The organism is Streptomyces sp. Ag82_O1-12, assembly GCF_900182715.1.
Lineage (GTDB): Bacteria > Actinomycetota > Actinomycetes > Streptomycetales > Streptomycetaceae > Streptomyces > Streptomyces massasporeus.
In genome coordinates this window covers 4,631,165-4,652,180 of record NZ_FXUW01000001.1, presented here as the reverse complement: position 1 = coordinate 4,652,180, position 21,016 = coordinate 4,631,165, and the positions used below count along the sequence as shown (strand labels likewise).

Here is a 21,016-nt window from a genome sequence, read left to right as displayed (position 1 = left end):
GTATGGCTTCAGCGTATGCCTGTTCCCGGCAACTCTCCCTGCGACGGAACGCAGGCCGGCCCCCGTTCGCACGGGGGCCGGCCTGCGGACGCGGGGCGGGTCAGATGAACGAGTTGATCTCGATCGTCTCGTCCCGGCCCGGGCCGACGCCGATCGCGGAGATCGGGGCGCCGGACATCTCCTCCAGCGCCTTCACGTACGCCTGGGCGTTCTTCGGCAGGTCACCGAAGGTCTTCGCCTTGGAGATGTCCTCGTTCCAGCCGGGGAGCATCTCGTAGACCGGCTTGGCGTGGTGGAAGTCGGTCTGGGAGTACGGGAGCTCCTCGACGCGCTTGCCGTCGATCTCGTACGCCACGCAGACCGGGATCTGCTCCCAGCCGGTGAGGACGTCGAGCTTGGTGAGGAAGAAGTCGGTCAGGCCGTTCACGCGGGTCGCGTAGCGGGCGATGACCGCGTCGAACCAGCCGCAGCGACGGTCACGGCCGGTGGTGACACCGCGCTCCCCGCCGATGCGGCGCAGCGCCTCGCCGTCCTCGTCGAACAGCTCGGTCGGGAACGGGCCGGCGCCGACGCGGGTCGTGTACGCCTTCAGGATGCCGATGACCCGGCTGATCTTCGTCGGGCCGACACCGGCGCCGGTGCAGGCACCGCCCGCGGTCGGGTTCGACGAGGTGACGAAGGGGTACGTGCCGTGGTCGATGTCGAGGAGCGTGCCCTGGCCGCCCTCGAACAGGACGACCTTGTCGTCCTCCAGCGCCTGGTTGAGGACCAGGACGGTGTCGGAGACGTACGGCGCGAGCTTGTCGGCGTAGCCCAGCAGCTCCTCGACCACCTGCTCCACGGCGATCGCGCGCCGGTTGTAGAGCTTGGTGAGGACCTGGTTCTTGACGTCGAGGGCCGCCTCGACCTTCTGCGTGAGGATCGACTCGTCGTACAGGTCCTGCACGCGGATACCGACGCGGTTGATCTTGTCGGCGTAGGTCGGGCCGATACCGCGCCCGGTCGTGCCGATCTTCCGCTTGCCGAGGAAGCGCTCGGTCACCTTGTCCACCGTCACGTTGTACGGGGTGATGATGTGCGCGTTTCCGCTGAGGAGGAGCTTGGACGTGTCGACGCCACGCTCGTTCAGACCGCTCAGCTCGGAGAGCAGGACCGACGGGTCGACGACGACGCCGTTTCCGATGACCGGCGTACAGCCGGGAGACAGGATTCCGGAAGGGAGGAGGTGCAGTGCATACTTCTGGTCACCCACGACCACCGTGTGGCCGGCGTTGTTGCCGCCCTGGTAGCGCACTACATAATCCACGGAGCCACCGAGAAGGTCGGTGGCCTTTCCCTTGCCTTCGTCACCCCACTGAGCACCGAGCAGCACAAGTGCGGGCACGCGCGTACACCCCTTCCGGGCGGGGCATGTCCATGGTCGAGGGCGAACGCGCAGGATCGCAGCCGCGTGCACCGCGACCGTCGTTGGCCGCCAACCGTCGGACCGGATGCCCCGGAATAGACGAAGCCCCTGGCGCAATAGCGCAAGGGGCTCTTGCACAAAGATGCTACCCGAGGAAGCGAGGCATGGCCGAGGTGGCGACTTCCGCGACGTCCGAGCAGCTGCTGGTGGTGGTCGACCCGGTCGCCCGTAGATCGGACGGCGAGTCCGTCCGGATCGCGAAAGACGTGCTCGGAGCGGGCGCCGACATGAAGCTGTGCCTGCCGGACGGGCCGGAGGAGTTCGCCCGGGCGCTGGCCCGGCGGGGCTCGCGGCGACCCGTGGTGGTGGGCGACGACCGGGCCCTGATCCGCGCGGTGGCGCTGCTGCACCGGCACCGGGAGCTGGCCGGATGTGCGCTGTCGGTGGTGCCGGTCGGGGGCGCGCTGTCCCTGGCCCGGTCGCTGGGGGTGCCGACGGGGACGGTGGCGGCGGCACGGGCGGTGCTCGACGGGGTCGAGCGGCGCATGGACCTGATGGTCGACGACAGCGACGGGGTGGTGCTCGGCGCGCTGCGGATACCGCCGTTGCGGCCCGCTCCGGCCGGGACGGCCCCGGAGGGCACGGCGGACGCGGACGCGGTGCCGGGCCACCCGTGGCTGCGGACCTGCCAGTCCCTGGTCCGGACGCTGGTCCCGGCGGGCCGCCCGTCCCGGCTCGCGGCCGCGCCCGAGCCGGGGCCCTCCCGGCTGCGGGTCGAGGTGGACGGAGAGACGCTCGTCGACCTGGACCAGCCGGTGGAGGCCGTGTCGGTGGCACCGGTCGCCGCGGGGGTCGCGTCGGTGGAGGTCAGGCCGGTGTCGGTGGGCGCGGAGGCCTCGCCGCTGCTGGCGCAGGGCCGGACGGTGACGGTGTCCGGGGCGCACTTCCGCTACCGCGCGGACACGGTGGTCTCGGGGCCGGTGCGGACCCGGACGTGGGTCGTGCGGGAGGCCGCGTGGGGGCTGACGGTGCCGTCGGGACGGTGAGTCAGCCCTGCGGGCTTACGGTGCCGTCGGGACGGTGAGTCAGCCCTGCGGGCTTACGGTGCCGTCGGGACGGTGAGTCAGCCCTGCGGGCTTACGGTGCCGTCGGGACGGTGAGTCAGCCCTGAGGGCCTGGGCCTTCCGGTCCGAACGTCTTCTCGCGGTGCACCCGCCAGCGCTCCATCAGCGCGACGAGTTCACCGTCGAAGAACTCGAAGAACGCCAGCGTCTCCGACAGGCGGCGGCCGGCCGGGGTGTCGGCGCCGAGACTGGTGACGCCCTCGCGCAGGGCGGCCTCCCACCGCTTGAGGACGGCGTCGCGGTTGGTCAGGGCCTCGTACCACTGGTCGCCGTGCACCCGGTAGCGCTCCCGGCGCGAGCCCGGCTCCCGTTCGCGGGAGACCATGTGCGTCTGGGCCAGGTAGCGCACCGCCCCGGACACCGCCGCGGGGCTGATCCGCAGCTGCTCCCCGAGCTCGGCGGAGGTCATCGAGCCCGCGTCGGAGGACAGGAGCGCGGCGAAGACCCGGGCGGGCATGCGCGTCATCCCCGCCTCGACGAGCTGCGCCGCGAAGGACTCCACGAACCTCGACACGACCTCCGCGTCCCGGCCGGTCCCGGCTGATTCCGTCATGGACCTCATCCTATCCGCGATTCACACGCTTCCTTAACTTCACAAATTTCTGAAAGAAGCGTACGTTCTGAAACATGACGAAGGCCATCACCGTCTCCGGACTGCACAAGTCCTTCGGGCGGACGCATGCTCTCGAGGGGCTCGACCTGGAGGTCGCCGCCGGCGAGGTCCACGGCTTCCTCGGCCCCAACGGCGCCGGGAAGTCCACCACCATCCGGGTCCTGCTCGGCCTGCTGCGCGCCGACTCGGGCGCCGCGCAGGTCCTCGGCCGCGACCCGTGGACGGACGCGGTGGAGGTGCACCGCCGCATCGCCTACGTCCCCGGGGACGTCACGCTGTGGCGCAACCTCTCCGGCGGCGAGGTCATCGACCTCTACGGCCGGCTGCGCGGAGGGCTCGACGCGCGGCGCCGCGCGGAGCTGGTCGAGCGCTTCGAACTCGACCCCACCAAGAAGGGCCGCACCTACTCCAAGGGCAACCGGCAGAAGGTCGCCCTGGTCGCCGCGTTCGCCTCGGACGTCGACCTGCTGATCCTTGACGAGCCGACCTCGGGTCTGGACCCGCTGATGGAGGAGGTCTTCCAGACGTGCGTGGAGGAGGAGCGCGACCGGGGCCGCACGGTCCTGCTCTCCTCCCACATCCTCAGCGAGGTCGAGGAGCTGTGCGACCGGGTGAGCATCATCCGTAACGGCCGCACGGTCGAGAGCGGTTCGCTCGCCGACCTGCGCCACCTCACCCGCACCAGCGTCGTCGCCGAGCTCGCGGGCTCGCCCGACGGCCTGGCGGAGCTGCCCGGCGTGCACGACCTCGACGTGCGGGGGCACCGCGTCCGGCTCCAGGTCGACACCGACCGGCTGAACGCCGTCCTGCGGTCGCTGAGCGACTCGGGCGTACGGTCGCTGACGTCGACACCGCCCACGCTGGAGGAGCTGTTCCTGCGGCACTACCAGGAGGAGACGGCCGAGCCGGACGCGGCGGTGGCCCGATGACCACGTTCGCGGTACGGCCCGGCAGTTCACGCCAACTGGCCGGCACGGGCACCCTGCTGCGGTTCGCCCTGCGCCGCGACCGGCTGATGATCCCCGTGTGGATCGCGGTGAACGCGCTGATGGTCCTCTCCATGCCGGGCACCCTGGAGGGCCTGTACGGCACCCCGGCCGAACGCGCCGACCTGCTCCGGCAGATGGAGACCAACTCCTCGCTGCGCGCGATGGTCGGCCCGGTCTTCGGCGACTCGCTGGGCGCCCTGACGGCCTGGCGCGTCGGCATCTACGCCGGTGCCCTGGCGGCCGTGATGAGCCTGCTGATCGTCGTACGGCACACCCGGGACGAGGAGGAGAGCGGCCGTCAGGAGCTGGTGGCGTCCGGGATGGTGGGCCGCCGGGCCTCCCTGACGGCGGCCCTGCTCGCGGCGGCGGTCGCGAACGGGGTCCTGGCGCTGCTGGTGACGGCCGGGCTGGCCGGGCAGGGCACGACCGGTGCCCTGGCCCTCGGGCTCGGGATCGCCGCCGTCGGGATGGTCTTCGCCACGATGGCCGCGATCGTCGCGCAGCTGACGGAGAGCGCGCGGCTGGCACGCGGCCTGACGGCGGCGGCGCTCGGAGCCGCGTTCGTCCTGCGCGCGGCGGGCGACTCGGCGACGGACGGGGGCACCTCCCAGGCTTTCGGCACGGGGGGAGGCTCGTCGGCCCTGACCTGGCTGTCGCCGCTGGGCTGGCTGGAGAACCTGCGGCCCTACGCGTCCGAGCGCTGGTGGGTGCTGGCCCTGCTCGCCGGGGCGGTGGCCCTCCAGGGCGCGGTGGCCTACGCCCTGGCCGGCCGCCGGGACCTCGGCATGAGCTTCCTGCCGACCCGGCCGGGCCCGGCGTCCGGCCGGCTGGGCAGCGCGGGCGCCCTGGCCTGGCGGTTGCAGCGCGGCGGCGTGCTCGGCTGGAGCATCGGATTCTTCCTGGCCGGGGTCGTCTACGGCGGCATGACCGAGGGCGCGGCCGACCTGGTGGGCGACAACGAGAACGCCCGGCGCGTCTTCGAGCGCATGGGCGGCCAGTCCGGCCTGACGGACGCGTTCCTGGCGTCGATGGTCGGGATGCTGGGCCTGATCGCGGCGCTGTACATCGTGGCGTCGGTGCTGCGCCTGCACGGCGAGGAGACTTCGGGCCGGGCGGAACCGGTGCTGGCGAACGCGGTGGGGCGGGTGCGCTGGGCCGCCGGCCACCTGGTGATCGCCTTCGGCGGCGCCGCCCTGATCATGCTGCTGGCCGGGCTCGGCTTCGCCGTCGGCTACGGCAAGCAGACCGGCCCGATCCTGGCGGCGTGCCTGGTGCAGCTCCCGGCGGTGTGGGTGATCGGCGGGTTGGCGGTGCTGCTGCACGGGGTCCTGCCCCGGGCGGCCATGGCGGCGTGGGGCGTCGCCGGGGCCGTGCTCCTGATCGGCTGGGTCGGGCCCGCGCTGGACGCACCGCAGGCCGTGCTGGACATCTCACCGTTCGGGCACCTGCCGAAGCTGCCGGGCGGCTCCATGCAGTGGGGGCCGGTGCTGGTGCTGACCGGGCTGACGGTGCTGCTGGTGGCCGCGGGCCTGGCGGGGTTGCGCCGCCGCGACATGTCGACCTGAGCGGCGGCGGGAACTGGGCAGCGGTCCACGTACGTCCATGCCGGGCATGGGACAACGTACGCAGGCCGTCGCGGGATGTCTGACCACCGCCCTCGGGGCCGGCGCGGGACTCGCGGTGTGGGCCGTCGGTGCCCGGGGACGGTTCCGGCGGTTCGAGGCGGCCCCGGACTGGAGCGTGCTCTACGCCGAACTGCCGCTTGCGGTCCTCGGCGGTGCCGCCGCCGCCCTGGCGGCCTGGGCCCTGCTCCGGCGGCTCAGACCTCGACGCTGAGCCCCTCCAGCCCCCTGATCACGAAGTTCGGCTTCCGCTCCGGCTCCTCGGCGAGGCGCAGCGTCGGCGCCCTCTCCAGCAGCGCCCCCATCGAGGCGGCCAGTTCGATTCGGGCCAGTGGTGCGCCGATGCAGTAGTGGATGCCGGCGCTGAAGGAGATGTGGGGGTTGTCCGCGCGGGTGAGGTCGAGGGCGGACGGGTTCCGGAACACCGCCGGGTCGTGGTTGGCGGAGCCGAAGAGCATGGCGATCTCCGCGCCCCGCGGGATCGTCGTGCCGGCGATCTCGATCTCGTCCAGGACCCAGCGTTCGAACAGCTGGAGCGGGGTGTCGTAGCGCATCAGCTCCTCGATCGCGGAGGGGATGAGCGTGTGGTCCGCGCGCAGCAGCTCCAGCTGGGACGGGTTGCGGAACAGGGCGTACCAGCCGTTGACCGTGGCGTTCACCGTGGCCTCGTGGCCGGCGTTGAGCAGCAGTACGCAGGTGGAGATCATCTCCTGCTCGGTGAGCCGGTCGCCCTCGTCGTGGGCCGCGATGAGCCCGGAGATGAGGTCCTCGCCCGGCTCCTTGCGGCGGGCCGCGATCAGGTCGCGCAGGTAGCCGGAGAACTCGACCGACGCCCGGACGGCCTTGGCCGCCGTGTCTCCGGACGGGCTCAGCTCGTACATCCCGCAGATGTCCGCCGACCAGGGGCGCAGCGGGGCCCGGTCGGACTCCGGAATGCCGAGCATCTCGGCGATCACCGCGACGGGCAGGGGCTCGGCGACGTCCTTCAGCAGGTCGCCGCCGCCCGCCTCGGCCAGCGCGGACGCCAGGTCGTCGGCCAGGCCCCGCACATACGGCTTCAGCCGCTCCACCGTGCGCGGCGTGAACGCCTTCGACACCAGGCGGCGGATGCGGGTGTGGTCCGGCGGCTCCAGGTCGAGCATCCCGTGGTCGTTGAGCGTGTGGAAGGGCTCGTGCTCCGGCGGGGGCGCCGCGCGGCCGAACTCCTCGTGCGTGAACCGGTGCTGGTACGTCCGGCCCAGGCGCCGGTCGCGCAGCAGTGCCGAGACGTCCGCGTGGTGCGGGACGAGCCACTGCTTCGTGGGCTCGAACCAGTGCACGCGGCCCCGGGCACGCAGTTCGGCGTAGGCGGGGTACGGGTCGGCGAGGAACGCCGGGTCCCACGGGTCGAATGCAGCCATGCTGGGACGCTAGCTCCCGGACCCCCTCTCTGACCAGGGGTGTTCCTTCACACGGCAGGGACATGACGGAGACGATCTTGCGACCTCGAGATCGTTGATCAGGCTCCTGGATCAAGCTGCAGCTGGGCCCGCGAGGCGACGTCCCACGGCTATCCGGGCGTCACCAGCCGTGCCTCGTACGCGAACACCGCCGCCTGGGTCCGGTCCCGCAGGCCCAGCTTCACCAGGATCCGGCTGACGTGCGTCTTGATCGTCGACTCGGCGACCACCAGCCGCTCCGCGATCTCCGAGTTCGACAGGCCCTGCGCGATGAGGACCAGCACCTCCGTCTCCCGCTCGGTGAGATCCCCGTAGGCCGCCTGCGCGGAGGGCATCAGGCGCGGCTTCTCGGAAAGCTTGGAGAACTCGGTGATCAGGCGCCTGGTCACCGAGGGGGCCAGGAGCGCTTCCCCCGACGCCACCACCCGCACCCCGTCGGCGAGCTGGCGGGCCGAGGCGTCCTTGAGGAGGAAACCCGAGGCGCCCGCGCGCAGCGCCTGGTACACGTACTCGTCGAGGTCGAACGTGGTGAGGACCAGCACCTTCGCCGCGCCGTCGGCGGCGACGATCTCGCGGGTCGCCTCGATGCCGTTCAGCTCGGGCATGCGGATGTCCATCAGCACCACGTCCGGGGCGAGCTCGCGCACCTTGGCGACGGCCTCACGGCCGTTCACCGCCTCGCCGACGACCTCGATGTCCGGCATCGCGTTCAGCAGGACCGAGAAGCCCTCGCGCACCATCATCTGGTCGTCCGCGATCAGGACCCGGATGGTCATGCGTCGTCCTCGCCCGGCAGGGCGACCGGCAGGAACACCGTCACCTCGTATCCTCCGTCGTCCGCGCCGCCCGCGGTCATCTCACCGTTCAACATCGACACCCGCTCCCGCATGCCCGTGATGCCGTGCCCGGCCCCGGGCGAGGGCTTGACCAGGCTCGGGTTGGGCGGCGGGCCGTTGACTATGCGCAGCCCCAGGCCGCCGAGCACGTACCCGATCTCGACCCGGGCGGTGGCCCCCGGCGCGTGCCGCAGGGTGTTGCTCAGGGCCTCCTGCACGATGCGGTACGCCGACAGCTCCACGCCCTGCGGCAGCTCCCGCACCGCGCCCGTCACCGTCTTCTGCACGGTCAGCCCGGCCTCCCGCACATTGGCCAGCAGGCCGTCCAGGTCGGCGAGCGTGGGCTGCGGGGCGTCCGGGACCTCGTAGTCCTCGGCGCGGACGACGCCGAGCACCCGGCGCAGTTCGGTCAGGGCCGCCACCGCGTTCTCCCGGATCGTGGCGAACGCCTTCTCCAGCTCGGGCGGCGGGTTCTCCACCCGGTAGGGCGCGGCCTCCGCCTGGATGGCGACGACCGACATGTGGTGGGCGACGACGTCGTGCAGCTCGCGGGCGATGGTGGTGCGCTCCTCCAGCAGGGTGCGGCGGGAGCGCTCGTGCGCGGTGACCGTCTGCTGGGCGGTGACCTCCTGCTCGGCGTGGCGGCGGATGTGCCAGACCGTGACGCAGAGCAGGATCATCGCCGAGAAGACCAGCATGGGTGCGGAGTTGCTGCCGTACACGTTGTTCGGGCCGATGCCGGTGTCCGCGACGAGGGCGTACAGCGCGGTCAGCGCCCACATCCACCCCGCCGTGCGCGGCCGGGTGCGTATAGCCACGACGGTCAGCACCGTCAGATGGCTGGCGAAGCTGCCGGCCTGCCACGGCCATTCCCCCCAGCCGCTGCCGACCATGCCGGTGATCGGGGTGGCGGCCATGGACAGCCAGAAGGCCCCCACCGGGCGGACCATGGTCATCAGGACCGGGAGCACGGCCAGCGGCACCATCAGCAGCGTCGGGCCGCCGGTGTCGACGCCGGCGAGCAGCAGGGTGATCAGGGCGGCCAGGATGATCAGGGCGTGCGGCGTCCAGGTCGCGTACTCCCGCAGCCGCACGGGCAGCCGCCGGACGAACCGCCCGGCCGTGCTCCTGCGGGGCAGCGGCCGGTAGGCGAAGGCGTCGTGGAAGAGGTCCTGCCGCAGCCCGCGCAGGGAGTCCACGGCCACCCGGTACTCCGGGCTGCGCGGCTTGGCCCCGTCCCCCGGCGGCGGGGTCTGGATGTGAGTCGTCTCGGTCACGTACAGAACGGTAGGCGCACCCCCGGCTCCCGGTCGTCCCCTGTGAGAGGGGTCATCAGGGGTCCCTCTCAGGTACTACGGGGATGACCAGGAGCGATCGGCCCCGCCCTCAGTACCCCGACGGCCGCACCAGCCCCGACTCGTAGGCGAACACCGCCGCCTGCGTCCGGTCCCTCAGGCCCAGCTTCACCAGGATCCGGCCCACGTGGGTCTTCACCGTCTGCTCGGCCACATACAGGTGCCGGGCGATCTCCGCGTTCGACAGGCCCTGCGCGATCAGCGCGAGCACCTCCGTCTCCCGCTCGGTCAGATCGCCGACGCGTTCCTTGAGCGGGGAGCGGGGCTTGCTGTCGAGCCGCGAGAACTCGGCGATCAGCTTGCGGGTGATGACCGGGGCGAGCAGCGCCTCCCCGGCGGCGACCACCCGGACCGCCTCGGCGAGTTGCTCCGCCGACGCGTCCTTCAGCAGGAACCCGGAGGCTCCGGCGCGCAGCGCGTCGTACACGTGCTCGTCGAGGTCGAAGGTGGTGAGCACCAGCACCTTGATCTCCGGGTGCGCGGCGGTGATGCGCCCGGTCGCCTCGATGCCGCCGATGCCGGGCATGCGGATGTCCATGAGGACGACGTCGGGGAGGGTCTCGGCGGCCTTCGCGATGCCGCCCTCGCCGTCCTTCGCCTGGCCGACGACCTCAATGTCGGGCTGGACGCCGAGCAGCACGGTGAAGCCCTGCCGGACCATCGCCTGGTCGTCGACGATGAGAACCCGGATCTGGTTGCCGGTGCCGCTCGTCATGAGGTCCCTTTCCTGGGAGCCGTGGGGTGGTCGGTGCCCGGGGTGTCGGCGGGCGGGGTCTCCGGGAGGAAGGCGGTGACCTTGAAGCCGTCCCAGTGCCACGGGTGCGCCGTCATCGTGCCACCGAGCATCGCGACCCGCTCCCGCATCCCGAGCAGTCCGTGCCCCGCTCCCGTCGACGGCGGGGGCGGGGCGGTCGGACGGCCGTTGACGATCTCCACCTCCAGGCCGTCCGTCTCGTACGTGAGGCGGACCGTGATGTTCGCGCCGGGCGCGTGCCGCAGGGCGTTGCTCAGCGCCTCCTGCACGATCCGGTACGCCGACAGCTCCACGCCGGGCGGCAGCGGGCGCCGCTCGCCGTTGATGTCGGTGACGACCTCGCGGCCTACGGCCCGGGTGTTCTCCACCAGCGCGTCGAGCCGTTCGAGCGTGGGCTGGGGGGCGTGCGGCGCGGTCCCGTCACCCGGGCCGTCGGGCGACTCCCCCGGCCCGGTGTGCTCCGAGCGCAGCACGCCCAGCACGCGGCGCAGCTCGGTCAGTGCCTCCAGCGCGTTCTGCCGGATGCCCGCGAGGTTCTCCCTGAGCTCGTCGGGCGGGTTCTCGACGAGGTGCGGGGCGACCTGCGCCTGGATGGAGATGACCGACATGTGGTGGGCCACCACGTCGTGCAGCTCCCGGGCGATGCGGCTGCGCTCCTCCAGGAGGGTGCGCCGGGTGCGTTCCTCGGCGGTGAGCGTGGTCTGCTCGACGAGTTCCGCGCGGGCCTCACGGCGGCCGCGCAGGGCGCTGCCCAGTATCACGACGATGGTGAACAGGGAGACCGCGAGGACGCCGGTGGACGAATAGCCGGCCGCGCCCAGCAGCCCTTGGATGACGTAGGTGAGGAGCGCGGTCAGCGCGAGCGCCTCGACGGACACCCGGGTCCGCACCCGCAGGGCGAGCAGCAGCAGCACCGCCATGTGTCCGATGATCCCCGCTGACGTCCAGGGCCAGGTGAAGTCGGGGGCGCCACCGGCCAACAACTGGCGGCGCACCTCGAGGGCGCCCAGCACCATGGCCGTCGTCGAGAGCCACCACGCCGGGATGGGCCGCCACAGCGCGAACACCATGGCACCGCCCTGCGCCAGCCCGAGCGGAAAGGCGATCTGCGGACCCACCCCGCCGTTGTCGACGAGCTGCCCCACCGCGCCGAGCGTGACACCGAACGCGGCCAGGCACACCAGCCCGTGCGGCAGCCAGCGCATCCAGGTGGAGGGCGGCAACGGGTCCACCCGGACGGTCCACAGGTCCCCGCGCAGTGCCCGCAGCCAGCCCGTGACGCGCGCTCGCGACGCGCGGCCCACCCCCGTGTCCGTCACGCGGCCCAGCCTAGACATGTCGCGCCTTCGCCGCTGTGCCCCGGTCGGACGGACGGTGCGCCCGCACCACCCGCGACCTGCGGCCCCGGCCGCCACCGCCTCGTTCGAAGGAGCGGAAGGCGGCCCAGCAGACCGTGAGGGCGAGTGCGAACACGGGCAGCCACAACAGCCGGACACCGACCCAGCCGAGCCCGTCGGGCGGGGTGTGCAGGCCGGGCAGCCGGCCGGCGAGGAGACCGGTGGCGGTCGTGGCCATCAGGGCCGTCTGGTGCCAGAGGAAGACGGTCATCGCGGAGAGGTTGACGAGCGCCACCGCCGCCCACACCACGGGCCGGCGCGTCACGCGCCGCAGGCGCTCGCGCAGCAGCAGGGCGAGACCGCACTGGGCGAGGCCGAACGTGACGACGGCGAGCGTCGGCGGATCCAGGTTGGACATGCCCCCGCCCGGGACGCCGACCATCGCCGCCGGATAACCCGCCCCTGCGACGAGCGCCGCGGTCGCCGCCGCCCCGGCCCCCAGCAGGGTCCATCCCGCGCGGCGGCGCTCCAGCTCACCGCGGGTCCAGGCGGCGCCCAGCGTGTACGGCACCGCCCAGGCCGCTGCCACGTTCACCCAGCCCAGCCAGGAGGGGCCGCCCAGTCCGAAGCGCAGCAGGTCGACGTGGAGCACGACGGCCAGCGGCCAGAGCGGGTTGAGCCGGGCGAGCAGCGGGGTCGCCGCCGTCAGGCCGGCGAACACCACGAGGAACCACAGGGGGGACAGGGCCAGCTTCACCAGCGTGCGGACCGTGCCGAACTCGGTGCCCGACAGCAGCAGGCCGAGCGCGGTCACCGTCCACAGGCCGAGGACGGCCGCGACCGGCTTGAACAGCCGGGTCAGACGGCCCGTCAGCCACTGGTGGTACGGCACCCCCCGGGCCCGGGCCGAGGCGTAACCGCGGGTGGCGACATGGCCCCCGACCAGGAAGAACACGGCGAGTGTCTGGAACATCCAGGAGATGGGCGCCAGCCAGGGCATGTGCTGCAAGGGGCTCGCCGTGCGCAGGGTGCGGCCGTCGGAGACCAGGGCGGTGACGAGCCAGTGCCCGAGGACGACGCCCAGGACGGCGACGGCCCGCAGGGCGTCCACGGCCCGGTCGCGGCCGGGCGGGGTGGCCGCGCCGATGCGGTCGGCGCGGCGGCGCACTCCCTGCCGGACGGCCCGTACGCCGATGTCAGTCATGGGTCACCGCCTTGGTCTCGCCCAGGACGATCCGGGCCAGGTTGGTCAGGGAGGTCGAGCCGGGCCTGAAGTAGTCGCTGTGGCCGCCGTCGCCCGCCGTGAAGACCCGGGCGCCGAAGGCCGGGGAGACGGGGTCGGTGCCGAAGCCGACCGTGGTGCCGAACAGGTCCAGGTCGAGGTGCGGGACGTTCTCCACCCAGTCGTCACCGCCCCGGCCCGCCCAGACCCGGGCGCGGGTGTGCAGGGCGGCGGCGGTGTCCGCGCCGGTGCCGGGGCTGCCGACGAGCGCGATGTCGTCGACGTCGAGCCCGGCGGCGGAACGGCCGCAGACGACCGAGCCGTAGGAGTGGCAGAGCAGTGAGACGCGCGCTCCTTCGCCGGATATCGCGCGCAGGTCGGCGACCAGGGCGCGCAGGCGCGGGGCCGCCTGTTCCGCCCTGCCGGTCGTCGTGACCGTCGTGCTGACCGTGCCCGGCGTCTCGTAGCCCATCCAGGCCACGACCGCGGTGCGCGCGCCCGCCGGGGCCTGCCGGGCGAGCTGCCGGTGCAGGGCGGAGGCCGCGGCGTGGAACCGGCCGTAGGTGTCGAGGCCCGTGTCGGAGCCGGGGACGAGGACGGCGACGCGGTCGGCCCGGGCGAGGTCGCCGAGGACCTCCGTCACCCGGCCGGAGCCGCGGCCGTCGAAGTGGAGCAGGTGCCGGGTGGGGGCGGCCAGCCGGCGGTCCGTCGCGGCCCGGCTCCGGTCGTGGTGGGCGGCGGCCATGCGGGACGCCTCGGCGGCGTTGGCCCGGTTGGCGGCGTAGGCCTCGTCGAGCGTCGCCGCGTCGAGGGGCGCGAGGGAGGCGGGGGCCGGTGCGGGGGTCTCCGGTCGCACGGCCGCGGAGAGGGGCAGGACCACGGCGCCCGTGACGAGGGCGGCGAGCGCGGCCCGGCGCCATCGCCCGGTACGGCGCCATCGCCCGGTACGGTGTCCGCCGTCGGCACGACGGTACTTCGGTGCGGACCCCATGGTCGCCCCCCTCCAGCGCACCCGGCCATCGGGTCTGCATGGAAGGGAAGTTACGGAGCGGGCGACCTCGTCCGCGTCCCGCCCAGGAACTCATCTGCCGTGTAGCTCTCAGGTACTACGGGTATGACCGGGGCCTGCTCCCTACGGACCCGCCGAGGGCGCTGACGGCGAAGGCCGCGCGGCGGTGCTCACCAGGCCAGCTGCGCGATCTCCTCCACGACCACGGCGCACGCGTCCGCCGCCGGGTCGATGAGCGGGAAGTGCCCCACGTCCTCCAGCAGCGTCACCCCCACCATCTCCCCGGCCTTCGCCGCCGCTTCCGCGTACGACTCGGCGACGGCCTGCGGCACATCGAGGTCCGTACGGCCCTGGACGAGGGTGGTGGCGATGCCGGTGGGCAGCAGCAGCGCCGGGTCCGCGTACGGCTGGCGCTCCGCGAAGTTCTCGTCCCCGCCCAGGAGTTGACGCGCGGCGCCCCCGCACACGTCCAGCTTGTCGGCGATCGCGAGGTCGGCGATCGGGGCGAGGGCGACGACGCCGCGCAGCGTCGCCGGGCTGCCGCCCCGCCAGGGCGAGCCGGCCGGCAGGACGTGCCGGGCGGCACCCCACAGCGCGAGATGCCCGCCCGCCGAGTGGCCGGTGAGGACCGTACGGCGCGGGTCGGCCTGCGGCAGCAACTCCCGTACCAGCGCCGGGAGGGCGTCCAGCGCCGCGGCGACGTCGTCGAAGGTGTCGGGCCAGCGGCCGGCGACGGAGTCGTCAGCGCCGCCGCGCCGGTACTCGGCGCTGGCCACGGCGAACCCGCGGCGGGCGAGGAAGTCCGCGAAGGGGCTGATGTGGCGCCGGTCGTAGGGGGCCCGCCAGGCACCGCCGTGCAGGACGAAGACGACCGGGGCGGGTCCGGGGCCGCCGGCCCGGCGCGGGGCGAAGAAGTCGATGACCTGGTCGGGGTGGTCGCCGTAGGCCGCGGTGGCGTCGGGGTCGACGGGCGCGTGGGAGAAGGCCGACTTCTCCTCGGCAGCGGCCCGTGCTGCTGCGACGTCGTCCGTCATGCTCCAACCTTCCAGCGATGTACCGTACGCGGCGGACCAGTTGAGGGGGTCAGCCGTTGGCCGGGACGGTACCAGGCGCGTGACATGCGCGGACACGCAGATGTCACGCTCGGTGAAGACCGGGCGGACACCGCGGTGCCGGGACACCACCGGGGCGTCCCGGCCCCGCCGCCGCTCAGGCCAGTGTCTGCGCCAGCACCCGCGCCGCCCGCTCCACGTCGGCGAACCCGACGTACAGCGGCGTGAAGCCGAAGCGCAGCACGTCCGGCGCCCGGAAGTCGCCGACCACCCCTCGCTCGATCAGCCGTTTCATCACGTCACCGGCATCGTCACAGCGCAGGGCGATCTGGCTGCCCCGCTCCTCGTGCGCCATCGGCGTCACGCACACGACCCGGCCCTCGGGCACGTACGCCGTCACGCACTGAAGGAAGAAGTCCGTCAGGGCGAGGGACTTGGTCCGCACCGCCTCGACCGACACCCCGTCCCAGACCTCCAGGGCCGCCTCCAGGGCGAGCATGGAGAGGATGTCGGGCGTGCCGACCCGGCCGCGCAGGGCGCCGGGGGCGGGTTCGTAGCCGGTGCGCATGCCGAACGGCTCGGCGTGCGAGTTCCACCCGGGCAGCGGCGAGTCGAAACGGTCCTGCAGCTCCCGCCGCACATACAGGTAGGCGGGTGAACCGGGCCCGCCGTTCAGGTACTTGTAGGTGCAGCCGACCGCGAGGTCCACGCCGTGCTCGTCCAGCCCGACCGGCAGCGCGCCCGCGCTGTGGCACAGGTCCCAGACCGCGACCGCGCCCGCTTCGCGCACGGCGGCCGTCAGACCGGGCAGGTCGTGCAGCCGGCCGGTGCGGTAGTCGACGTGGTTGAGGAGGACGGCGGCGGTGTGCTCGCCCAGCGCGCCCGGCACGTCCGCCGGTGCCACGGGCCGCAGGGTGCAACCGGTCATGCGGGCGGCGGACTCGGCGATGTACCCGTCGGTGGGGAAGGTCGTCGCGTCGACGAGGAGCTCGTCACGGCCCTCCCCGGCCATCCGCACCGCGCCCACCAGTGCCTTGAAGACGTTGACGCTGGTGGAGTCGCCCACCACGATCTGCCCGGGCGCCGCCCCGACCAGCGGGGCGATCCGGTCGCCGATCCGCTCGGGCGCCGTCCACCAGCCGCTCTCCTCCCAGGACCGGATGCGCAGCTCGCCCCACTGGCGGCGTACGACGTCCTCGACCCGGCCGGGCACGACGGCGGGCAGCGCGCCCAGCGAGTTGCCGTCGAGGTAGACGACCTCGTCGTCGAGCACGAACTCGGCGCGCTCGCCCGCCAGTTCGTCGACGGCGTCCAGCTTCTGAGCGGCGATGGCGAGCTCAGACATGGGACCGCGCCGTCCACAGCTCGGGGAACACGTTCTTCTGCGCGCGCTTCTCCAGCCAGGCCACCCCGGCGGAGCCGCCCGTGCCGGTCTTGGCACCCATCGCACGGCGGGTGGCGACCAGGTGGTCGTTGCGCCAGCGCCACACCAGCTCGGCGACGTCGCTCAGCGCCTCGCCCAGCCGGGCGACCTCGTCGCTCTCGTCGCCCGAGTAGACGGCCGTCCAGGCCGCCTCCACCTCCGGCGACGGCTCGTAGCGCCGCGAGACGTCGCGCCGCAGTACGGCCTCCGGGATGTCGTGTCCGCGCCGCGCCAGCAGCCGCACGACCTCGTCGTACAGGCTCGGCTCGTGCAGCGCCTTCTCCAGCTCGGCGTGCACGCGCGGTGCGCCCCGGTGCGGGACGAGCATCGACGCGGACTTGTCGCCGAGCAGGAACTCCATGCGCCGGTACATCGCCGACTGGAAGCCGGAGCCCTCGCCGAGGGCGCTGCGGTACGAGTTGAACTGGGCCGGCGTGAGCTGGGCGAGCGGCTTCCAGGAGTGGTTGAGCGCCTCCAGTTCGCGGACGGACCTCTTGAGCGCGTGGATGGCGGTCGGGATGTCGTCACCCCGGAGCGCGCCTGCGGCCGTCTCCCACTCGTGGACGATGACGGTGAACCACAGCTCCATCACCTGGGTCGTCACCAGGAAGACCATTTCTCCGGGGTCGTCGGAGAGGGTGTGCTGGAGGTGGGTGAGTACGTCTGCCTTGACGTAGTCCTCGTACGGCGTCGTGCCGTGGAAGTCGAGATGCGGGGTCTCGGGCTCGTGAGCCTCGTGGGACATCGCTGTCTCCTGCGTGTAACTCCGGGTAGCGGTCCGCCCCTGCCGAATCCGACACGGGGGCCCCGGTCCCCGAGGGCATCTTGCGCAATCGTCCCCCGAAACCGCAAGGCCCGCCTTTCGGGGGCGGGCCTCGCGTGCACGGACCGTGTGTCAGCCCAGGACCTGCGCCGCAGTCGGCGAGGAGTCCTTCAGGAACTGGGAGCAGCGCTCGTACTCCTCCTGCTCGCCGATCGCCTGCGCGGCGCGGGCGAGGGCGTGCAGGGCACGCAGGAAGCCGCGGTTCGGCTCGTGCTCCCACGGCACCGGGCCGTGGCCCTTCCAGCCGCTGCGGCGCAGCGCGTCCAGACCGCGGTGGTAGCCCGTGCGCGCGTACGCGTACGACTCCACGGCGGCGCCCCGCTCGAACGCCTCGTCGGCGAGCTGCGCCCAGGCGAGCGAGGAGGTGGGGTGCGCACCGGCGACCTCGGCGGGCGCGGCACCCGAGGCGAGCATGTCCCGCGGTCCGGGGTCGTCGGGGAGGTGGGTCGGGGGCGGACCCCCGAGAAGGTTCTCGTGAATGGACATGCCCCAAGTCTGCGCCATCCCACTCGGCCGTGGGCACCGGTCCCGCCCAGCCGCGGCCCGAGCACCGGCACCCGGCTGCCCGGCAGCAGTTCCCCCGCCCCTCTACCCCAGCCGCTTCCGCACCGGCTCCCCCTCCAGCGGCGGCGCCGTCACACCGCCGTGCCGCAGGCACTCCGGCCGCTTGCAGTCCGGCGGCGGCCTGCGCACCACCGCGGCCGCGATCACCGCCCCCACCACCAGCGCCCCCGCACACCAGCCCATCGCCTTGCCGAACGCCGCGTCGAAGGCGGCCGGCTCCCGGTACGCCTCCTCCCCCATCCCCGCCAGCAGCGGCAGCGCCGCCACCGCGATCAGACCCGCCGCCCGGGCCGCCGCGTTGTTGATACCGCTGGCCAGCCCCGCCCGCACCACGCTCACCGAGCCCAGCACCGTCGCCGTCAGCGGCGCCACCAGAGTGACCAGACCCAGCCCGAGCACCACCAGCGCCGGCAGCACGTCGGCGACGTAGGACGCGCCCGGTCCGACCCGCAGCATCATCAGCATCCCGGCCGCACACAGCAGCGGCCCCACCGTCAGCGGGATCCGCGGCCCGATCCGGCCGGCCAGCTCCCCGGAGCGCGCCGACAGCAGCAGCATCAGCACGGTCGTCGGCAGCAGGGCCGTACCGGCGGCGAGGGCCGAGTAGCCCACGACCACCTGGAGCTGGAGCGCGGCGAGGAAGAAGAACCCGCCGAGGGCCGCGTACACGCACAGCGTGACGAGGTTGACGGCCGTGAACTGCCGGGACGCGAAGATGTCCGGCGGCATCATCGGGTCGGGCCGGCGCCGCTCGACCACCACGAACGCGACGGCCGCGGCCAGCCCGGCCACCGCCGAGACCACCACCACCGGACCGCCGTCACCGGCCTCGATCAGCGCGTACGTCACCAGCGCGAGGGCCAGCGCCCCCAGCACGGCCCCGAGCACGTCGAACCGCCCGTGCGCCTGCTGGTCCCCCGACTCGGGAACGTGCCGCAGGGCGACCGGCACGCACACCAGGGCCAGCGGCACGTTCAGCAGGAACACCCACCGCCAGCCCGGCCCGTCCACCAGCCAGCCGCCGACGAACGGCCCGACCGCCGCCCCGATCCCGCCGAACCCGGACCACAGGCCCACGGCCCGCCCCCGGTCGTCGGGGTGGAAGGACGCCTGGATCAGCGCCAGTGACCCGGGGGTCAGGAGCGCGCCGCCGACCCCCTGCAGTGCCCGCGCGGCGATCAGCACGCCCGCGTTCGGCGCGATGCCGCACAGCAGCGACGCCAGCGCGAACCACACCACGCCGACGACGAACACCTTGCGCCGCCCGAACCGGTCCCCGAGCGCCCCGCCCAGCAGGATCAGTCCGGCCAGCGTGACCATGTAGGCGTTGACCGTCCACTGCAGGGCGGACAGGTTCGCGTCGAGGTCGCGGCCGATGCGCGGCAGGGCGACGTTGACGACGGTCGAGTCCAGCATCGCCATGCTGGAGCCGAGGACGGTGGTGAGCAGGATCCACTTGCCCTGCGGGGAGGCCAACCGGACATCGGGCATGCAGGGAGCATACGGAAGAGCCCGGCACCTCAGGAGGTGCCGGGCTCCACGCGAGCGAACCGGTGCGAACCGGATGCGAACCGGTGCGAGCCGGCTGCGTACCGCCGCGAACCGACTGGAACCGGTGCGGACCGCCGCGAACCGACTGGAACCGGTGCGGACCGGTGTGGGCCGGTGTGGGCCGGTGTGGGCCAGTAAGGACCAGCGCGAACCAGTACGGACCAGTACGGACCGGACTTACTTGATCTTCGTGCCGGTCGAGCGCAGGTTGCCGCAGGCCTCGACGACGCGCGCGGACATGGAGGCCTCGGCCAGCTTGCCCCAGGTGCGCGGGTCGTAGGTCTTCTTGTTGCCGACCTCGCCGTCGACCTTCAGGACGCCGTCGTAGTTGCGGAACATGTGGTCCGCGACGGGGCGCGTGAACGCGTACTGGGTGTCGGTGTCGATGTTCATCTTCACGACGCCGTTCTCCAGCGCGGTGCGGATCTCCGCCTCCGTGGAGCCGGATCCGCCGTGGAAGACGAAGTCGAACGGGGAGCCCTTGCCGAACTTGGCGGCGACGCCCTCGTTCAGCTCCTTCAGCAGCTCGGGGCGCAGGACGACGTTGCCCGGCTTGTACACGCCGTGCACGTTGCCGAAGGACGCGGCGAGCAGGTAGCGGCCCTTCTCACCGAGGCCGAGGGCCTCGGCGGTGCGGATCGCGTCGTCGACCGTGGTGTAGAGGGAGTCGTTGATCTCGTGGGTGACGCCGTCCTCCTCGCCACCGGTCGGGGTGATCTCCACCTCGAGGATGATCTTCGCGGCGCGGGCCTGCTCCAGCAGCTCCTGCGCGATGGAGAGGTTGTCGGCGAGGGTCTCGGCCGAGCCGTCCCACATGTGCGACTGGAACAGCGGGTTCAGACCGGCCTCGACCCGCTTCTGGGAGAGCGCCAGGAGCGGACGTACGTACCCGTCGAGCTTGTCCTTGGGGCAGTGGTCGGTGTGCAGCGCGATGTTCACCGGGTACTTCTCGGCGACGATGTGCGCGAACTCGGCCAGGGCGACCGCGCCGGTCACCATGTCCTTGCTGTACTGACCGCCCAGGAACTCGGCGCCACCCGTGGAGATCTGGACGATGCCGTCGCTCTCCGCCTCAGCGAAACCGCGCAGGGCCGCGTGCAGGGTCTGGGTGGAGGTCACGTTGATGGCCGGGTAGGCGAACTTTCCTGCCTTCGCCCGGTCCAGCATCTCGTTGTAGACCTCGGGAGTTGCGATGGGCATGCGTCCGCTCCTTGTATCTGCGGGTTGACGTACTGCTGTGTCTAACGGCCCTGACCTAGACCTTGGGGTGCGACGTCATCGTCGGCCCCATCTTTCCAGACTTGGCCGGAAGGTCCAGGCCACCGTCCACGCCCTGGTCGGTCCCCGGTCAGTCGAGGCCCAGCTCGTCCTTGGAGAAGGCGAAGAGGTACGGCACCCCGGCGCCCTCCTGGATCTTCTCCGCGGCGCCGGTCGCCCGGTCGACGATGGTCACGACGGCGACGACCTCGGCCCCGGCCTCGCGCACGGCCTCGACGGCGGTGAGCGGGGAGCCGCCGGTGGTGGAGGTGTCCTCGACGACCAGCACGCGGCGGCCGGCGATGTCCGGGCCCTCGACGCGCCGCTGCAGGCCGTGCGCCTTGGCGGCCTTGCGCACGACGAAGGCGTCCAGGCGCTTCCCGCGCGCGGCGGCCGCGTGCAGCATGGCGGCGGCGACCGGGTCGGCGCCCATGGTCAGGCCGCCGACGGCGTCGAAGTCCAGCTCGGCGGTCAGGTCCAGCAGCACCTGGCCGACCAGCGGGGCGGCCTCCCCGTCGAGCGTGACGCGCCGGAGGTCGACGTAGTAGTCGGCCTCGAGACCCGACGACAGTGTCACCTTGCCGTGCACCACGGCCTTGTCCTTGATCTGCTGCAGCAGCGCGCCGCGTGTGTCCGTCATG

The 21,016-nt window shown here is 72.9% G+C and carries 20 protein-coding genes; 4 read left to right on the top strand and 16 right to left on the bottom strand.

Translation table 11 applies throughout. The features are described 5' to 3' along the window. Positions 1-100: 100 nt before the first annotated feature. A complete protein-coding gene (locus QOL88_RS21395; RefSeq protein ID WP_030846276.1) occupies positions 101-1,384 on the bottom strand; it encodes an adenylosuccinate synthase in 1,284 nt (427 codons plus the stop codon). 185 nt (positions 1,385-1,569) lie between these two features. Between QOL88_RS21395 and QOL88_RS21390 the strand changes: the two genes are divergently transcribed. Then, the gene (locus QOL88_RS21390; RefSeq protein ID WP_097218436.1) at positions 1,570-2,451 is read left to right on the top strand and encodes a diacylglycerol kinase family protein; all 882 of its coding nucleotides are present in this window, start codon (positions 1,570-1,572) and stop codon (positions 2,449-2,451) included. Between the two features lie 115 nt (positions 2,452-2,566). On the opposite strand, the gene QOL88_RS21385 is transcribed toward QOL88_RS21390, so the two are convergent. Further along, entirely contained in the window at positions 2,567-3,082 is a 516-nt protein-coding gene (locus tag QOL88_RS21385; RefSeq protein WP_097218434.1) for a GbsR/MarR family transcriptional regulator, read from the bottom strand. Positions 3,083-3,156: 74 nt separating this feature from the next. Between QOL88_RS21385 and QOL88_RS21380 the strand changes: the two genes are divergently transcribed. The 3 genes from QOL88_RS21380 to QOL88_RS21370 are packed head-to-tail and all read left to right on the top strand — an operon-like array spanning position 3,157 to position 5,967. Next, entirely contained in the window at positions 3,157-4,071 is a 915-nt protein-coding gene (locus tag QOL88_RS21380; protein ID WP_097218432.1) for an ABC transporter ATP-binding protein, read from the top strand. Beyond that, complete coding sequence (locus tag QOL88_RS21375) at positions 4,068-5,696, top strand: ABC transporter permease (protein ID WP_097218429.1); 1,629 nt, start codon at positions 4,068-4,070, stop codon at positions 5,694-5,696. Before QOL88_RS21380 ends, QOL88_RS21375 begins: the two co-directional genes overlap by 4 nt. Before the next feature lie 46 nt (positions 5,697-5,742). After that, positions 5,743-5,967, top strand: a complete 225-nt coding sequence (locus QOL88_RS21370; protein ID WP_179878922.1) for a hypothetical protein — start codon at positions 5,743-5,745, stop codon at positions 5,965-5,967. Here QOL88_RS21370 and QOL88_RS21365 read toward each other — a convergent pair. The 14 genes from QOL88_RS21365 to pyrE all read right to left on the bottom strand — a co-directional run bounded on the left by QOL88_RS21365 (position 5,951) and on the right by pyrE (position 21,015). Then, positions 5,951-7,153, bottom strand: coding sequence for a cytochrome P450 (locus QOL88_RS21365; RefSeq protein WP_097218425.1), 1,203 nt, complete (start codon positions 7,151-7,153; stop codon positions 5,951-5,953). The genes QOL88_RS21370 and QOL88_RS21365 overlap by 17 nt on opposite strands. 149 nt (positions 7,154-7,302) lie before the next feature. Beyond that, positions 7,303-7,968 carry a response regulator gene (locus tag QOL88_RS21360; protein WP_030846299.1) on the bottom strand — a complete coding sequence of 222 codons (666 nt, stop codon included), beginning with the start codon at positions 7,966-7,968 and terminating at the stop codon, positions 7,303-7,305. Next, positions 7,965-9,305 carry a sensor histidine kinase gene (locus tag QOL88_RS21355; protein ID WP_097218423.1) on the bottom strand — a complete coding sequence of 447 codons (1,341 nt, stop codon included), beginning with the start codon at positions 9,303-9,305 and terminating at the stop codon, positions 7,965-7,967. Before QOL88_RS21355 ends, QOL88_RS21360 begins: the two co-directional genes overlap by 4 nt. A 109-nt stretch (positions 9,306-9,414) precedes the next feature. Continuing rightward, the gene (locus tag QOL88_RS21350) at positions 9,415-10,098 is read right to left on the bottom strand and encodes a response regulator (RefSeq protein ID WP_097218420.1); all 684 of its coding nucleotides are present in this window, start codon (positions 10,096-10,098) and stop codon (positions 9,415-9,417) included. Then, a complete protein-coding gene (locus QOL88_RS21345; protein ID WP_097218417.1) occupies positions 10,095-11,474 on the bottom strand; it encodes a sensor histidine kinase in 1,380 nt (459 codons plus the stop codon). Before QOL88_RS21345 ends, QOL88_RS21350 begins: the two co-directional genes overlap by 4 nt. Next, a complete protein-coding gene (locus QOL88_RS21340) occupies positions 11,467-12,678 on the bottom strand; it encodes an acyltransferase family protein (protein WP_097218415.1) in 1,212 nt (403 codons plus the stop codon). The genes QOL88_RS21345 and QOL88_RS21340 overlap by 8 nt, the downstream gene beginning before the upstream one ends. Then, the gene (locus tag QOL88_RS21335) at positions 12,671-13,687 is read right to left on the bottom strand and encodes an alpha/beta hydrolase (protein WP_097218412.1); all 1,017 of its coding nucleotides are present in this window, start codon (positions 13,685-13,687) and stop codon (positions 12,671-12,673) included. The genes QOL88_RS21340 and QOL88_RS21335 overlap by 8 nt, the downstream gene beginning before the upstream one ends. 188 nt (positions 13,688-13,875) lie before the next feature. Further along, positions 13,876-14,739, bottom strand: a complete 864-nt coding sequence (locus QOL88_RS21330) for an alpha/beta hydrolase (RefSeq protein ID WP_097223116.1) — start codon at positions 14,737-14,739, stop codon at positions 13,876-13,878. A gap of 175 nt (positions 14,740-14,914) precedes the next feature. Further along, the gene (gene kynU, locus QOL88_RS21325) at positions 14,915-16,102 is read right to left on the bottom strand and encodes a kynureninase (protein WP_097218410.1); all 1,188 of its coding nucleotides are present in this window, start codon (positions 16,100-16,102) and stop codon (positions 14,915-14,917) included. Next, positions 16,095-16,925 carry a tryptophan 2,3-dioxygenase family protein gene (locus tag QOL88_RS21320; RefSeq protein WP_097218408.1) on the bottom strand — a complete coding sequence of 277 codons (831 nt, stop codon included), beginning with the start codon at positions 16,923-16,925 and terminating at the stop codon, positions 16,095-16,097. The genes kynU and QOL88_RS21320 overlap by 8 nt, the downstream gene beginning before the upstream one ends. A gap of 150 nt (positions 16,926-17,075) precedes the next feature. Continuing rightward, complete coding sequence (locus QOL88_RS21315; protein ID WP_097218406.1) at positions 17,076-17,489, bottom strand: DUF3151 domain-containing protein; 414 nt, start codon at positions 17,487-17,489, stop codon at positions 17,076-17,078. 102 nt (positions 17,490-17,591) lie between these two features. After that, a complete protein-coding gene (locus QOL88_RS21310; RefSeq protein WP_097218404.1) occupies positions 17,592-19,058 on the bottom strand; it encodes an MFS transporter in 1,467 nt (488 codons plus the stop codon). A gap of 237 nt (positions 19,059-19,295) precedes the next feature. After that, positions 19,296-20,318: a class II fructose-bisphosphate aldolase gene (fbaA, locus tag QOL88_RS21305; protein ID WP_097218402.1), complete on the bottom strand. Its 1,023-nt coding sequence runs from the start codon at positions 20,316-20,318 to the stop codon at positions 19,296-19,298. Between the two features lie 148 nt (positions 20,319-20,466). Beyond that, positions 20,467-21,015: an orotate phosphoribosyltransferase gene (gene pyrE / locus QOL88_RS21300; protein WP_097218400.1), complete on the bottom strand. Its 549-nt coding sequence runs from the start codon at positions 21,013-21,015 to the stop codon at positions 20,467-20,469. Position 21,016 lies beyond the last annotated feature (1 nt).

Coding starts and splice junctions, on each gene's coding strand:
- QOL88_RS21390 (WP_097218436.1), top strand. CDS start 1,570: ATGGCCGAGGTGGCGACTTCCGCGACGTCCGAGCAGCTGCTGGTGGTG.
- QOL88_RS21385 (WP_097218434.1), bottom strand. CDS start 3,082: ATGACGGAATCAGCCGGGACCGGCCGGGACGCGGAGGTCGTGTCGAGG.
- QOL88_RS21380 (WP_097218432.1), top strand. CDS start 3,157: ATGACGAAGGCCATCACCGTCTCCGGACTGCACAAGTCCTTCGGGCGG.
- QOL88_RS21375 (WP_097218429.1), top strand. CDS start 4,068: ATGACCACGTTCGCGGTACGGCCCGGCAGTTCACGCCAACTGGCCGGC.
- QOL88_RS21370 (WP_179878922.1), top strand. CDS start 5,743: ATGGGACAACGTACGCAGGCCGTCGCGGGATGTCTGACCACCGCCCTC.
- QOL88_RS21365 (WP_097218425.1), bottom strand. CDS start 7,153: ATGGCTGCATTCGACCCGTGGGACCCGGCGTTCCTCGCCGACCCGTAC.
- QOL88_RS21360 (WP_030846299.1), bottom strand. CDS start 7,968: ATGACCATCCGGGTCCTGATCGCGGACGACCAGATGATGGTGCGCGAG.
- QOL88_RS21350 (WP_097218420.1), bottom strand. CDS start 10,098: ATGACGAGCGGCACCGGCAACCAGATCCGGGTTCTCATCGTCGACGAC.
- QOL88_RS21345 (WP_097218417.1), bottom strand. CDS start 11,474: ATGTCTAGGCTGGGCCGCGTGACGGACACGGGGGTGGGCCGCGCGTCG.
- QOL88_RS21340 (WP_097218415.1), bottom strand. CDS start 12,678: ATGACTGACATCGGCGTACGGGCCGTCCGGCAGGGAGTGCGCCGCCGC.
- QOL88_RS21335 (WP_097218412.1), bottom strand. CDS start 13,687: ATGGGGTCCGCACCGAAGTACCGTCGTGCCGACGGCGGACACCGTACC.
- QOL88_RS21330 (WP_097223116.1), bottom strand. CDS start 14,739: ATGACGGACGACGTCGCAGCAGCACGGGCCGCTGCCGAGGAGAAGTCG.
- kynU (WP_097218410.1), bottom strand. CDS start 16,102: ATGTCTGAGCTCGCCATCGCCGCTCAGAAGCTGGACGCCGTCGACGAA.
- QOL88_RS21320 (WP_097218408.1), bottom strand. CDS start 16,925: ATGTCCCACGAGGCTCACGAGCCCGAGACCCCGCATCTCGACTTCCAC.
- QOL88_RS21315 (WP_097218406.1), bottom strand. CDS start 17,489: ATGTCCATTCACGAGAACCTTCTCGGGGGTCCGCCCCCGACCCACCTC.
- QOL88_RS21310 (WP_097218404.1), bottom strand. CDS start 19,058: ATGCCCGATGTCCGGTTGGCCTCCCCGCAGGGCAAGTGGATCCTGCTC.
- fbaA (WP_097218402.1), bottom strand. CDS start 20,318: ATGCCCATCGCAACTCCCGAGGTCTACAACGAGATGCTGGACCGGGCG.
- pyrE (WP_097218400.1), bottom strand. CDS start 21,015: ATGACGGACACACGCGGCGCGCTGCTGCAGCAGATCAAGGACAAGGCC.